This is a genomic window from Streptomyces sp. CBMA291, assembly GCF_014596525.1.
Taxonomy (GTDB): domain Bacteria; phylum Actinomycetota; class Actinomycetes; order Streptomycetales; family Streptomycetaceae; genus Streptomyces.
In genome coordinates this window covers 1-13,746 of record NZ_MSJP01000089.1, presented here as the reverse complement: position 1 = coordinate 13,746, position 13,746 = coordinate 1, and the positions used below count along the sequence as shown (strand labels likewise).

The 13,746-nt window shown below is 75.3% G+C and carries 7 protein-coding genes and 1 pseudogene; all 8 read left to right on the top strand.

All coding sequences use genetic code 11. The annotated features are described in order from the left end of the window. Positions 1–96 precede the first annotated feature (96 nt). The gene (locus BU197_RS21360) at positions 97–984 is read left to right on the top strand and encodes an endonuclease/exonuclease/phosphatase family protein (protein ID WP_188269912.1); all 888 of its coding nucleotides are present in this window, start codon (positions 97–99) and stop codon (positions 982–984) included. 111 nt (positions 985–1,095) lie between these two features. Then, the gene (locus tag BU197_RS21355) at positions 1,096–1,848 is read left to right on the top strand and encodes a D-Ala-D-Ala carboxypeptidase family metallohydrolase (protein ID WP_188269911.1); all 753 of its coding nucleotides are present in this window, start codon (positions 1,096–1,098) and stop codon (positions 1,846–1,848) included. 132 nt (positions 1,849–1,980) lie between these two features. Continuing rightward, positions 1,981–2,838, top strand: coding sequence for a DUF4132 domain-containing protein (locus BU197_RS21350; RefSeq protein ID WP_188269910.1), 858 nt, complete (start codon positions 1,981–1,983; stop codon positions 2,836–2,838). After that, on the top strand, positions 2,835–7,778 hold the full coding sequence (locus BU197_RS21345; protein WP_317452312.1) for a DNA-binding protein: 4,944 nt from the start codon (positions 2,835–2,837) through the stop codon (positions 7,776–7,778). The genes BU197_RS21350 and BU197_RS21345 overlap by 4 nt, the downstream gene beginning before the upstream one ends. A gap of 345 nt (positions 7,779–8,123) precedes the next feature. Further along, complete coding sequence (locus BU197_RS21340; protein WP_188269909.1) at positions 8,124–9,278, top strand: ATP-binding protein; 1,155 nt, start codon at positions 8,124–8,126, stop codon at positions 9,276–9,278. Beyond that, on the top strand, positions 9,275–12,490 hold the full coding sequence (locus BU197_RS21335) for a DUF5682 family protein (RefSeq protein WP_411158513.1): 3,216 nt from the start codon (positions 9,275–9,277) through the stop codon (positions 12,488–12,490). The genes BU197_RS21340 and BU197_RS21335 overlap by 4 nt, the downstream gene beginning before the upstream one ends. Then, positions 12,439–13,281: a VWA domain-containing protein gene (locus BU197_RS31525; protein ID WP_411158512.1), complete on the top strand. Its 843-nt coding sequence runs from the start codon at positions 12,439–12,441 to the stop codon at positions 13,279–13,281. The genes BU197_RS21335 and BU197_RS31525 overlap by 52 nt, the downstream gene beginning before the upstream one ends. After that, positions 13,278–13,746: pseudogene (locus BU197_RS30635) on the top strand (SWIM zinc finger family protein); the annotation flags it as partial. The gene BU197_RS31525 and the pseudogene BU197_RS30635, both read left to right, overlap by 4 nt.

Sequence of the window (13,746 nt, the reverse complement as noted above, 5' to 3'; positions counted from 1 at the left end):
GGAACGGCGGACGGTGCACGGGCGGGGGCAGGGGAAGGGGCGGGAGCACGGGGGCGCCGGCCTCGGTCCGGCCTTGTCGTCGCCGGGCTCGGCGGTGTGACGGCGTTGCTGCTCGCCTTCCCCTCGGTGGTCCCCGGCACGCCGGGCAGACTGGGCAGTCTGCTGGAGTCCTTCCTGCCGTGGCTGGGTCTGCCCGTGCCGCTCCTCGCCGTCGTCGCCCTGCTTCGGCGCTCGGCCCCGGCGCTGGTGGCGCTGCTCGTTCCCGCCGTCGTCTGGGGGTTCTCGTACGGCGGGCTGTTGCTGCCCTCGGCTCCGCCGGGCGGGCGTGAACTCGTCGTCGTACAGCACAACGTGAGCGACGAGAACCCCGATCCGGCGGGGACCGCGCGGGCCTTGGCCGCCGCCGGGGCCGATCTGATCGCGCTCCAGGAGCTGGTGCCCCCGGCGTCGGCGGTGTACGAGGCGGAGCTTGCCGCGCGGTTCCCGTACCGCGCGACGCACGGCACGGTCGGGCTGTGGTCCCGTCATCCGCTCACCGGGGTCCGGCCGCTGGACATCAGGCCCCGGGACGTCACGGAGCCCTGGAACCGTGCGCTGCGGACCGTGGCGCGCACGCCGTACGGGGACGTCGCCGTGTACGTCGCCCATCTGCCGTCCGTACGGGTGGGGTCCGGCGGTCTCGCCTCCGCCCGGCGCGACGAGAGCGCCGTCCTGCTCGGGCGGGTGCTCGCGGGCGAGCCGGCGGGGAGGGTGATCCTCGCGGGCGATCTCAACGGCACCGTCGACGACCGCGGTCTGTCGCCCCTGACCTCGGTGCTCGGTGCTCCCCTGCGGGGTTTCGCGTTCAGTTTCCCGGCGGGACTTCCGGTGGCCCGTATCGACCAGGTCCTGGCGCGGGGCGCGGTGGTGCCGTCGATCCTGACGCTGCCCGCCACCGGCAGCGATCATCTTCCCGTCGTCGCACGGGTCTCGTTCGCCCCCTGAGGGGCGCGGCGGTGGGCAGGGGCGGATGGTTGACGCGCGTCGACCGGGCCGTCAGTCTCGGGGGAACCCACATCCGTGGGCCGTCCGGACTCGTGACGTCTTGGAGGACCGATGCTCCGACGCTCCCCGCAGTCGCCGCCCTTGCGCCTGCTGCTCTCGCTTGTCATGCTCATGACTGCATTCTCCGGCGGGGTGGTGGCCACCGCGGGCACCGCCCAGGCCGACGGCTGCACCACCTGGTCCCGCACCCTCTCCCAGGGCGCCTCCGGCGCCGATGTGACCGCGCTACAGATCCGGGTCGCCGGATATCCGGGCTACGGCGCGGTGCTCGCCGTCGACGGCTCCTACGGCCCCGCCACAGCCGCCGCCGTCAAACGCTTCCAGAGCGCCTACGGACTGGCCGCCGACGGTGTCGCGGGTCCCGCGACCTTCGCCAAGATCTACGCGCTCCAGGACGACGACTGCACGCCCGCCCACTTTTCGTACGCCGAACTCAACACCTGCAACTCCACCTGGGCCGGAGGCGCGGTGAGCGCGGCGACCGCCAAGTCGAACGCCCTGCGCACCATGTGGAAACTGGAGGCCCTGCGACACGCCCTCGGCGACCAGAGCATCCGCGTGACCAGCGGTTTCCGCAGCACGGCCTGCAACAACGCCGTCGGCGGCGCCGCGTCGAGCCGCCATCTGTACGGGGACGCCGCCGACCTCGGCGCGGGCCCCCACACGCTCTGCCTCCTCGCCCAGCAGGCCCGCAACCACGGCTTCAACGGCATCCTCGGCCCGGGATACCCCGACCACGGCGACCACGCCCACGTCGACCACCGTCCCGCACGGTTCTGGTCCGCCTCCGGCTGCGGCATCTGACGCTCCCTCCACCACCCGGGAGGCCGTTGTCAGTGGGCCTGGATAGTCTCCCCGCATACCGCAGTTCGGGGGCTTCGTCCCCCTTGTTCGGGCTGCGTGGATTCCGACGGCACAGGCGGAGGGGCACGGCTCATGGCGTGGCTTGCAGTGGGTGAGGGGTACGAGATCACCCTCGATGACGGGCGGGTGGTCGCACGACGCTCCGAGGGGCGGCAGTTGAAGACACTGCCGAAGGCGTTGCGCGACCATCCGGAGACCGACCGGCTCCGGCGGCTCTCCGAATGGCTCGACCGGCACCTGGCCGCGTGCGTGGCCCAGGTGGACACCTGGATGGTGTCCTCGCTCCCGGTGCCCACCGCACTGATCGCACGGGTGTGGCCGGACGAGGCCTGGCAGTCCGCCCTCCGTGACATGGCCGTCGTCGGCGACGACCCGGACGAGGTCGGCTTCCTGCGCGACGTCACCGAGGACGGCGAACTGAAGGTGGTCGACCTCGACGGCGAGACCGTACGGCTCTCCCCGCGCACCGTGACCCTCCCCCACCCCGTGCTCCTGCCCGACCTGGAGGACGTACGGGACTTCGCGGCCGAACTCGGCATCACCCAGCGGGTGGAGCAGATCCACCGGCCCACCTGGACCAGGCCGGCCACCGGTCTCGCCGCGTCGGCCACGGAGATACGGGACTACGCGGGCGGGAAGTTCCCCTCCCGCTTCGGGATCGCCGGACGGGCCACCGCCCTCGGCTACCGCGTCTCCGGCGGCTACGCCACGTGCAAGGTCCGCGACGGCGGCCTGAGCACGGAGGCGTCCGTGTGGATCGGAGAGCCCTACTGGGACGGCGAGTCGGAGACCGGCGGTCTCGGCTGGCGTGACGAGGACGGCCGCGCGGTGCGGCTGAGCGAGGTCGGGCCGGTGGCCTGGTCCGAGGGAATGCGCATGGCCGCCGCGCTCTACGCCGGCCGCACGATCGAAAAGGGTGGGGACGCGTGACCGGCACGACCGCTTCCGACAGCATGGACCTGCTCAAGGCCGGAGCGGTGCTCCCGGCCGGCACCGAGGGGGCGGGCGCCGCTGCGGCCGACCTGACGGCACGGGCCTACCGCCACCCGGCGCTCGGCGAGGACCGGGTCGTCATCCGGCTGGCCACCGCCGAACTCGGCCCCGCCGAAGACCTCGCCGCCGGATTCCTCGGACTCGAACCGCAGGGCGCCCCGGTCGTCGTGGGCCTCGGCCAGCGCCAGGAGCTGGGCTTCCCCGAATGGGTCCTCGTCCACCACCCCGAGGACGGACACCACGCCCTCGCGGTCGTCCCCGAGCTGGACCGGCTGGCCCGGCAGGCGAAGACCAAGCCCGGCGCAGCCCTCGACGCCTGCCTCGAACTGGCCGGACGGCTCTCCTCCGCCGTCCCCCACTTCCTGCCCGTCTTCTACGAGCAGGCCGCACGGATCTTCCTCGACGTCGAGAACACCGCCTACGCGGGCCGGCTGTTCGGCCGCGCCCGCACGGCCGAGGCCCAGCACGGCCTGACCGTCGACGCGGACCGGATCGACGCCGTCTTCCTGGAATTCGCGCTGGCCGGAGCGCTGCCCGTCAAGGTACTCACCGGCTACGGCAAGGAGCTTTCGGCCCGTCTGACGCCCGCCGAGGCCTACCAGCGCTTCCGGAGCCTGTGCGTCCGCCGGACCTCCGGCGGGCTCGCCCCGTCCGCGCAGGCCGCCACCGAGCTGCGGCGGCTCGCCCGCGCGGCGGGCCTCTCCGGCCCCGCCGAGGAGCAGTCCTACCTCGCCGAGCTGCTGCCCCTCCCGGCCACCGTCCGGGCCCCCGCGGGCTGGTGGAAGTCGCACCGGACCGCGATCGTCGCCCTGGCCCGCCGCGAACCCGCCACACGCGGCACGCTCCTCGCGATGACCCCGCCGGTGGACGACGGCGCCCTGAGCGACCTGTGGCTCGACCTCCTGGTGGAGTCCGGCGCGGACGCCGGGCTCGTCGACCCGGACACCCCGCCGCAGGAGCGCTGTCCCGACGGCACGGCAGGCTGGCTGGAGCGCTTCCACGCCGCACGGCACCGGGGCTGGGGCCCCCGGCCCACCCCGGCACGGCTGCTCGCCCTCGTCGAGCGGGCGGCCGGACCGCTGCGCGCCGAAGTGGCCGCCCGCCCCGAGGGCGAGGGCTTCCTGAACATCGGCGTCGAAGACCTCGACCTCCTCGACCTGCTCCTCTCCCACGGCATCCCCGTCGCCGACCCCACCCCGGACGAACGACGCAGGAGCCATGTGGCCCTGAACCTGTCGGACTGGGCACGCGGGGACGATCCCCGGGAGCTGGTCGCGCTCGCCGCCGATCCCCGCTTCCGCACCGCCTTCCGCAACGGAGCCGACGGCTACCACGACGGCGGCTCCGGCACGGACGTGATGCGCCGCCTCGCCGCGGCGGCCGGTGGCCGCCCGATGCTCGCCGAGTGGGTCGCCGAAGTCGCCCGGAACTCGGGCGCGGCCGGACTGCCCGCCGTCCCCGAGGCGATCGCCCGTCTGTCCTGGCTGCCCGCCGAGGCGCTCGCGCTGGCGCCCGAGGAGGTCGCCGAGGCGGTCGCCGCCGACCTCGGCGAGACCCTGGCCCGCACCCTGCGGGGCGGTCTCTTCGAGGAACTGCGCTGGCCCGCCTGGGAGGAGGCGCTCGCCGAGCTGGCGCCCTCGCGCGGCCAACTCGACGACCTGACCATCGTCGAGGCCTGGCCGTATCTGATCGTGGCGAACGCCGCCCAGGTGCGGGTCGTCGACGCCGACTCGACCGTGCTCGTCCACGACCTGCGCGTGCCCACGGGGCACTCGGTCCGGAGGAGCTTCCACTACGTCGACGGCGAACTGCTGGTCTTCTGGAACACCTTCGACCGGGGCAGGGTGTCCCAGGGTTACTGGCACACCTCCCCCGACCGGGTCTTCGACGTGGAGGGCGAGTTCAGCTACTGGGCCATGCGCTCCTCCCACCCCACACTGCCCCTGCCCGGCGGCGGCCGTGCCACCGGCACCGGGGTGCTGCACCGGGGCGACACCAAGCTGCCCGCCGAGCGCCAGATCCTCTCCGACGGCACCTCGTACTGGGTGTGGCAGTCGAGCGACCGGCACGGCGACGAAGGCGGCTGGACCGAGTACGACCCGGCGACCGGCACGCACGGACGCCGTTCCCAGCCCGGCTTCCTCTCCGACGCGACGCGCGCCCATGGCACCGGGGCCGAACTGGCCGCGCTCTCCTCGTGGGTGCGCCCCGCGCCGACGGTGCCCGGTTCGGCGCTCGGCACCCCGGCGGGCGGGCTGCTCGGCTGGCGCGTCGTGCGCCTGCCGGACAACGGCTGGCACGCCGAGGACACGGCGGGGCGCCGGGTCACCCTGCCCGAGGGCTCCGACAAGCCGGTCGCGGCCCTGACGTTCCCCGGCGACGACCGGCCGAGGGCCGTGACCCAGCGGTGGCGGACGCTGTCGCTCAGCGACCCGGACGGCATCGTCACCACGACCTCCGACAGCGACCGGCGCGAGGTCTTCGGCACGGCCGCCGGGGCACTGCCGCCGCTCTCCCATCTGTACGCGCTGCGCTCCCGGGACGCTCGGGCCTCGGCGGTGCTGCGCGCCGTGGACGGCGCCACGGCCGGCACCCTGCTGAAGGCGGCGACCGCCGCCGAGCGCGCGTCGGACCTGCCGGAGCTGGTGGGCACCGTACTGCCGGAGGTCACCTCGCCCGAGATCGTCGCGGGCGTGGTGAAGGTGCTGGGCTTCGCGGTCCGGCAGCAGAAGGCCCTGGACGAGGTCGCCACCCGGATCGACCCGTCCGCCGAGCGTCCGCAGACCCGTGTCCCGGGACCGAGCGACCGGCAGATCAGCGAGGCCCTGGGCGGACTCGTCGAGTCCGGCTACTACACCCGGGGCTCCGACCAGGACGTCCTCCATCTCTTCCTGGAGGGGCTCGCGGCGGCCCGGAGCGACACCGACGCCACCGTGCGACCGGGTCTGACCCACTTCGACCTGCCCTCGCTGCCGCCCTCGGGCCTTCCCTTCACCCCGCTCCTCGACACCCCCGCGACGCTCGCCTACCGCGCGGTGGCGCCCGGCGGCGAGGAGCACCGGGAGGTACTGCTCGGGGTCCTCGACCGGATCGAGACGCTGGGGCTGGCCTCCACCGCCGCCTCGGCCGCGCACTGGCGGCGGGTGCTGCTGCACCTCGGCCCCGCGCACCTGCACGCCCCCGACGGCTCCGAGTACGCGTCGTGGCACCGGGCCGTCCTGCCGCTCGGCGGCGGAGCCGTGCTCGGGATCACCGAGCACCACGAGAACGTGAGTGACGGACAACTGTTCGGGGCCCTGCTGTACGACCCGGAGGGGCGCTTCGCGGTGCCCGGCCCGTACACCGCGCGCGGCAGCGAGCGGGTCGGCGGCCCGGCGCACGACAGCGAGCGGGTCGGCGATCCGGCGCGCGGTGCGGAGTGGCTGGCCGGTTTCCTGCGGGAGGCGCGGGAGCGTGGCGAGGTCCCGTTCCGGCCCGAGGCGGCGGAGGAGTTCGGACGGCTGACCGGTGCCCCCGGTCCGGTGGCCCGGCTCGTGATCGCCGGCGTCCCCGGCGTGGACAGCTGGGAGAACAACTACCTGCCCGGGGAACTGCGCAAGACCCTCGGTCTGAAGGTGGCCGAGGCTGCGCAGGGCCGTGACGAACTGCGGGCGCTCTCGGAGGAGGTGCGGCGGGCCGTGGTGGCGGCGCTGCTGCCCTCGGATCCGGCGCTGCTGTGGACCGAGGGGCCCGACGTGGCCTCGGCGGCGGCCGTGTGGAACCAGCTGGTCGGACGTCGGGCGCAGGTGCCCGACTGGCTGTCGGCCGAGGCGGCGCGGGGGGCGCGCAGCGAGTGGCCCGCGCTCCGGGCGCTGCCCTCGCTGCTCGATCCGGCCTCTTCGCCCGAGTTGAGCGTCGATGTCGAGTGGCACATCCAGAACGACCGGGCGGTGCCCGTGGTCGCGACCGACGCGCCGTTCACCTCGGCGGTGCTGACCGGTTCGCTGAGCCTGATGGCCTGGCTCGCCCACCGGCTGCCTTCCGGCGACCCGCTCCGGGCGGCGCTGCCCGGCGCGCTCGACGCCGTCCGGCAGCGGCTCGCCTCGCCTTCGCTGCTGCTGGCCGACAAGCGCTTCACGTACCTCGGGGACTTCCGGTCCGTGGCGGGCGCGCCGACCGAGACGGCGCCGGACCACGAGCGGTACGGGGCGGTGCTCATGGCCACGCACGACCTCCAGCCGCAGCCCGCGCTGCGGCCGTCACTGCTCGACTCCACCGGCTCCGACCCGTATCTGGCGGCGCTGCGGGGGCAGAACCAGCATCCGACGGAGCTGGAGGCGGCGCTACGGCGCGCGTACGACCCGGTGTTCGCCCGGCTGCTGACCGATCCGGGCGCTCCCGCCGGGGGCGAGACGGACGCGGAGGGCCTGTGGTGGCCGCAGGATCCGTCGCGTTCGGTGCCCGCGCTCGTGGCCGAGGTCGCCTCGGCCCACGGTCTCGGCGAGGACGCGGCCGTGCTGTACCTGATGCTGCTCGCGATGCCCGATCCGACCGACCGGAACACGGCCCGGTGGACCGGCTGGAAGCCCGCGCGGCTCAAGGCGGCCCGCGCCGGACTGGCGGCGGGCGACCTGGTCGTCGAGGCGGTACGGGCGAGGGCCGGGCGCTCCCTGTTCCTGCCGGGCGCCTGGGTGGAGCAGTCGTCCCCCGTGCTGCCGGTCGAGCAGTGGAAACTGCCGATGTACGGCCCGGTGGCGGACACCCGACCGGTCCTCGGCTCACTGCTGCCGGTCGAACCCGTCGCGGAGCTGTACGCGCGTGCGTGGCAGCGGATCCTCGACGGCGACCTGCCGCGCTTCGAGGAGCTGAAGGTCCGGAAGACCAGACGCCGCCGCTGACCGGCCCACCGCCGGTCACGGGCCGGGGTTCGCCCCGCCCCGTGACCGGCCGGGACCGGGCCTGACCGAGACCGGGCCTGACCGAGACCGGCCTTGGCCACGGTTGGGCCTGACCACGGCTGGGCCCTCACTGCGACCGGGCCTGGTCGAGGCCGGTCCCGGTCAAGGCCGGTGACGTTCGGTCGGCGGGCCCGTGGTCGGCGGTGGTTTCGCGCCGTCGGTCTCGGGTCCGCCGGGCCGGGGGTCGCCGTCCCCGGTCGGCCCGGTACCTTCCCCGTACCCCTTCGTCCCCTGCCCGTCCGCCCCGGGCCCCCGCTCGTATCCGTACCTCCGAAGGAACTCCGTATGACCGTCACCGCATCGTCCGCCCCCGCGCGGCAGGTCCAGCCCGCCGAGGAGCGGTACGCCGCCGAACTCGCCTTTCTCGCCGCCCAGGACCCGGGGCCGCGTCCGCCCGGCTGGGTGCTGACCCCGCGTGCGGTGGTCACGTTCGTCTGCGGCAGCGAAGGGGTGGAGCTCGCGCTGCCCGCACGGCGCGCCGGGCTGCCGTCGAAGCTGGAGATCATGCCCAAGTTCGTCGGCGAGCGCGCGCTGGTGGAGCGCTGTGTGGTCACCCTCGCCGGGGAGCGCGGGCTGCTGCTCACCGGCGAGCCCGGTACGGCCAAGTCGATGCTGTCGGAGCTGCTCGCGGCCGCCGTCAGCGGAACCAGCGCCCTGACCGTGCAGGGTACGGCGGGCACGACGGAAGACGCGTTCCGCTACGGCTGGAACTACGCCCTCCTGCTCGCCCAGGGTCCCACCCCGCAGGCACTCGTCGACTCCCCCGTGCTCGCCGCCATGCGCACCGGGCGCGCGGTGCGCGTGGAGGAGATCACCCGCTGTCTGCCCGAGGTGCAGGACGCCCTGGTGTCCCTGCTGTCGGACCGCCGGATCACCGTGCCCGAACTCACCGCCACCGAGGACGCGGTGGTCTCCGCCGCCCCCGGGTTCACCGTCATCGCGACCGCCAACCTGCGGGACCGGGGCGTCTCCGAGATGTCCGCCGCGCTCAAGCGCCGGTTCAACTTCGAGACCGTGGGCCCCATCGCCGACGCCGACGCCGAGGCTGTCCTGATCCGCCGACAGGCCGTCGCGGCGGTACAGCGGGCGGGCGCGTCCTTCGGCGTCGACGACGCCGTCCTGGACGCCCTCGTCACCGTCTTCCGGGACCTGCGCTCCGGGCGCTCCACCGAGGGCTGGGACGTGGAGCGGCCGGGCACGGTGATGTCGACCGCCGAAGCCGTGCAGGTGGCGGCCTCGCTGGGGGTCGCGGCCGCCTATCTGCCGGGCGGGGACGTCCTCGACCTGCTGCCGGGTCATCTGCTCGGAGTCGTACGCAAGGACGACCCGGCCGACCACGCGCGGCTCCTGGGGTACTGGGACGGCCCGGTCCGCAGGCGCGCCGAGGGCGGCTCCGCGATGTGGCGCCGGCTCTGGGACCTGCGCGGGAGCCTGCGGTGACGCCCCTCGATCCCCGGGCTGCCGTGGACGCGCTCGCCGCGTCGCGCGCGCCCTATCTGCTGGGGGTGCGCCACCACAGTCCGGCGCTGGCCACGGTGGTGCCCGCCCTCCTGGACGAGATGGGCGCCGAGGTCGTCTGCGTGGAGCTTCCGGCCGATTTCCAGCCGTGGCTTGAGCATCTGGCCGACCCCGAGACCGTCGCCCCGGTGGCGCTGGCCGGGGCGGGCGAGGGCGGACGGCTCTCGTTCTACCCGTTCGCGGACTTCTCGCCGGAGCTGGCGGCCGTCCGGTGGGCCAGGGAGCGGGGGGCCGAGGTGCTCTGCTGCGACCTGCCGTTGTCCGACCCCGGCTGGGGACGGGAGGACGACCCCGGGGGTACGGGCTCCGCCGACGGCGGGGACGCCGACTCCGGTGCGGGTGCGGGCGGGGAGGTGCGCCGTTCCTACGCCGCCGCGCTCTCGGCCGCCGGGACGGGCCGGGACGGCGAGGACATGTGGGACCGCGCGGTGGAGGTGCTGGCTCCCGGATGCGCCCCGGAGGCCGTGCGCCGCGCCGCCCTGGGCGTGGGCTGGGCCCTGCGCTCCGATGCCGCCGTGCCCGCCACCGACCTGGCCCGTGAGGCCCGGATGCGGCAGGTGATCGCGGCTGCCTCGGAGGGGGGCCGTCGGGTCGCGGCCGTGGTCGGCGCGTTCCACGCCCCCGCCCTTGTGGCCTCGCCCTGCTCTCAACCGGGTGAGGCACGCGGGACGGTTGAGGGTGTCGGTGGGGGCGGAGGTGGGGGTATCGGTGCGGCTGGTGCTGCCGGGAGCGTTGGTGCGGCCGGGGACGCTAGTACGGCTAGGGACGCTGATGCCGCCGGGGACGCCGGTACGGCCGGGGACGCTGGTGCCGCTGATTCGGCCGGGAACACCGTTGCCGCCGGGGACTCTGGTACGGCCGAGGATGCCGGTGCCGCTGGTGCGGCCGGGGTCGCGCGGGCCCCGGGTGCCGGGCAGGGCGCGGGTCCTGGTGCCCGTACCGACGCCGGTAGCCGTACCGACGCCGGAGCGCGTACCGGCACCGGAGCACGTACCGGCGTGGGAGCGGGCAAGGGCACCGGCATCGCCGTGACCTCGCTGGTGCCCTATTCGTTCGATCTGCTCGACTCCCGGTCCGGTTATCCCGCCGGGATCCGCGACCCGCTCTGGCAGCAGGCCGTGCTCGACGCGGCCGGTGACGCGGACCGGCTGCGGGTCGCGGCGTCCACCGCCCTGACCGGTGTGTGCCGGGAGCTGCGCCGCGCGGGGCACACCGCGGGTACCGGCGAGGCCGTCGAGACGTTGCGCCTCGCCTGCGACCTGGCGACTCTGCGCGGGCTGCCCGCGCCCGGACGCGGTGAACTCCTGGAGGCCATCACCACCGTGCTCGGGCAGGGTGAACCCCTCGGGCGTGGTCTGGCGCTCGCCCGTGCCCTGGAGGCCGTGTTCGTGGGGACCGCGCGGGGCAGGGTCGGCCCGCGTGCCCCCCGCTCCGGTCTGGGGCCTGCCGTCGAGGACGAACTCGCCCGGCTGCGGCTGCCCGGCGCGGGCGACCCCGACCCCCGTGAGGTGCGGCTCGATCCGCTCCGGTCCCCGCTCGACGGGCGCCGTGAGGTGCTGCTGCGGCGGCTGCTCGTCATCGGTGCCTCCTACGGTGAACCCCTGTCGGTGGCCGCCACGGGCGACGGCACCGCGCTCGGTACGAAGTGGCGCCTGCGGTGGACGCCTTCGGTGGCCGCGCGTCTCGACCTCGCCGGGGTACGCGGGGTCACCCCGGCCCAGGCGGCGGCCGGGGCGCTCGGCGAGACCGCGCGCCGCGAGGCGGCCGAGGGCGGCCCCACCCCGGCGCAGATCGTGGCAGGGCTGACCGCCGCCGTCCGCTGCGACCTGCCCGAACTCGTGGACGTACGGCTCCGCGAGGCACGCGAGGAGCTGCCCGAAGGGGCCGAGCTGCCCGAACTCCTCGAAGCCCTGGATCTCCTGGAGGGGATGCGACGCGGGCACCATCCCGGCACCACGCCGGAGGCCCGTGCCACGGCCGACGCCCTCTCGGGCGAGCTGCTGGACGCCGCCGTCCGGTCGCTGCCCGGTCTCGCCGGAAGCGACGACCCCGCCGACGCCAAGTCCCTGGTGGCCCTGGCCGACCGGTCGGCCTCCCGGCACTTGGGACTCCGGCTGGAGCGGGCGCTGGCCGAACTCGCCTCGGACGGGGCCCCGTTGATGCAAGGTGCGGCGCTGGCCGTACGGGTGGCCCTGGATCTGGAACCGGCGGCCGGGCTCGGCGAGCGGGTCGCCGACTGGGTCGACGGCGCGACCGTTCCCTCGGCGCGGCGGGCCCTGACGAAGCGGCTCACCGGACTGCTCGCGGCTGCCGGGCCGCTGCTCCAGGCATCCCCGGATGCGCTGGCCCCGCTGCTCGACCGGGTGGAGTCGCTGCCCGACCAGGAGTTCCTCGACCGGCTCCCCGCCCTGCGGGGCGGCTTCGACGTGCTGGCGCCCGCCGCCCGCGAGCGGCTGCTCCACGCCGTGACCGAGCGGCTCGGCGACCGGCTCGACCTCTCCCTCGACGCACCGCCCGCACTGCTCGCCCTGTGGGCGGCGGCCGACGCGGCCGGACTCGCCGCGCTGAAGGCTCCGGGACTGCTGCCGGGGACGGACGCGCCGGATTCTGCGGTGGCCCCGGACCGGGCGTCCGCCCCGGATGCGGACCAGGTCTCCGTCCTGAAGCCTGACCAGACGCCTGCCCTGGGCACGGAACAGGTCTCCGCCCCGGATGCGGACCGGGCCCCTGCCCCGCCTTCGTCGCGGAGCACGGCTCCGGGCCCGCCGACGGGTCAAGCCCCCGTCCGGAGCCCGGCTCCGGGAGGTCACTCGCGTCCGCCGACCGGTGGCGGCTTCTGCTGGGGCGGCATCACGATCGGCTGGCCGCCGGGGCGCGGCGGTACGCCCACGCGCTCGACGAGTTGTACGGCCGGGGGCGCGGTGAGGGGTCCGAAGATCTGGACGTCGGTTCCGGGCAGGGCGGTGGGCAGGAGGCTTCCTTCCCCACCGCCCGGGAGTGGTCGGCCGAGCTGGAGGCGCTGTTCGGGGCGGATGTGCGTGAGGAGGTCCTCGCGGAGGCCGCGGAGTCCGGGCGCTCCGATGTGCTCACCCAGCTGGACCCGGCGGCGGTGCGGCCTTCGGTCGAGCTGCTGAGTTCGGTGCTGGCGCTGGCCGGTGGCATGCCGGAGGCGCAACTCGCCAGGTTGCGTCCCCTGGTGAAGCGGCTCGTCGACGAGCTGGCCCGGGAGCTGGCCACCCGGCTTCGGCCCGCGCTGTCGGGGCTTTCCACGCCCCGGCCGACCCGCAGGCCCGGCGGTCGCCTCGATCTCGCCCGTACGCTGCACGCCAATCTCGCGCACACCCGGCGCACGGACGACGGGCGGATCGTGGTCGTGCCCGAGCGGCCGGTGTTCCGGACGCGGGCGGGCAAGGAGGCGGACTGGCGGCTGATCCTGGTCGTCGACGTCTCCGGCTCGATGGAGGCATCGGTGATCTGGTCGGCGCTGACCGCCGCCGTGCTGGGCGGCGTACCGACGCTCTCCACCCACTTCCTCGCCTTCTCGACGCAGGTCGTGGACCTGACCGACCGGGTGGAGGACCCCTTGTCGCTTCTCCTCCAGGTGCGGGTCGGCGGCGGGACGCACATCGCGGCGGGGCTCGCGCACGCCCGTACGCTCATCACCGTGCCCAGCCGCACCCTCGTCGTCGTGGTCAGCGACTTCGAGGAGGGCGCGCCGCCGGCCGGGCTGCTGGGCGAGGTCCGCGCGCTCGCGGCGTCCGGCGCCCATCTGCTGGGGTGCGCGGCGCTCGACGACACCGGGACGCCCCGCTACTCGGTGCCGACCGCGCGTCGGCTCGTCGCCGCCGGCATGCCGGTGGCCGCCCTCAGTCCGCTCGCCCTCGCCCGCTGGGTGGGCGACCGCCTCCGTGGAGAAGCCCGTTGAGCACCGTCGTCCTGCCGCCCGTCGCTCCCGAGGTCCTCGCCGAGGCCGTGGAGCACTTGAGCGCCCGTCTGCGCAAGAAGCTCGACGCCGCGATCGAGGGGTGTCCGGCCGCTGTCGGCCCCGCCGCCGGCGGAGCCTTCGAGGTGTCCTTCGGCGAGGACGCGGTGGTCTCCCTGCGTCCAGGCCCTTCGGGGGCGGTCGCCGCCCCCGGGCAGGCGGTCTGTACGTGTCTGCTGGCGCCGCGTTGTCTGCACCGGGCGGCGGTGCTGGGCGCGGCGCCGATCGCGGACGCGGAAGCGCTCGGCGCGGTGGACGGGCCGGGTGGTCCCGACGCACCGGGCGGTGCCGAAGGATCAGACGGTCCCGACGGGTCGGAGGCTCGGGACCCGGCGGACCCGGCGGACCCGGACGGCGGGCCAGGGCCAGGGCCGGGAGCGGACGCGCGCGGGCCGCCGTCGCGCCCGA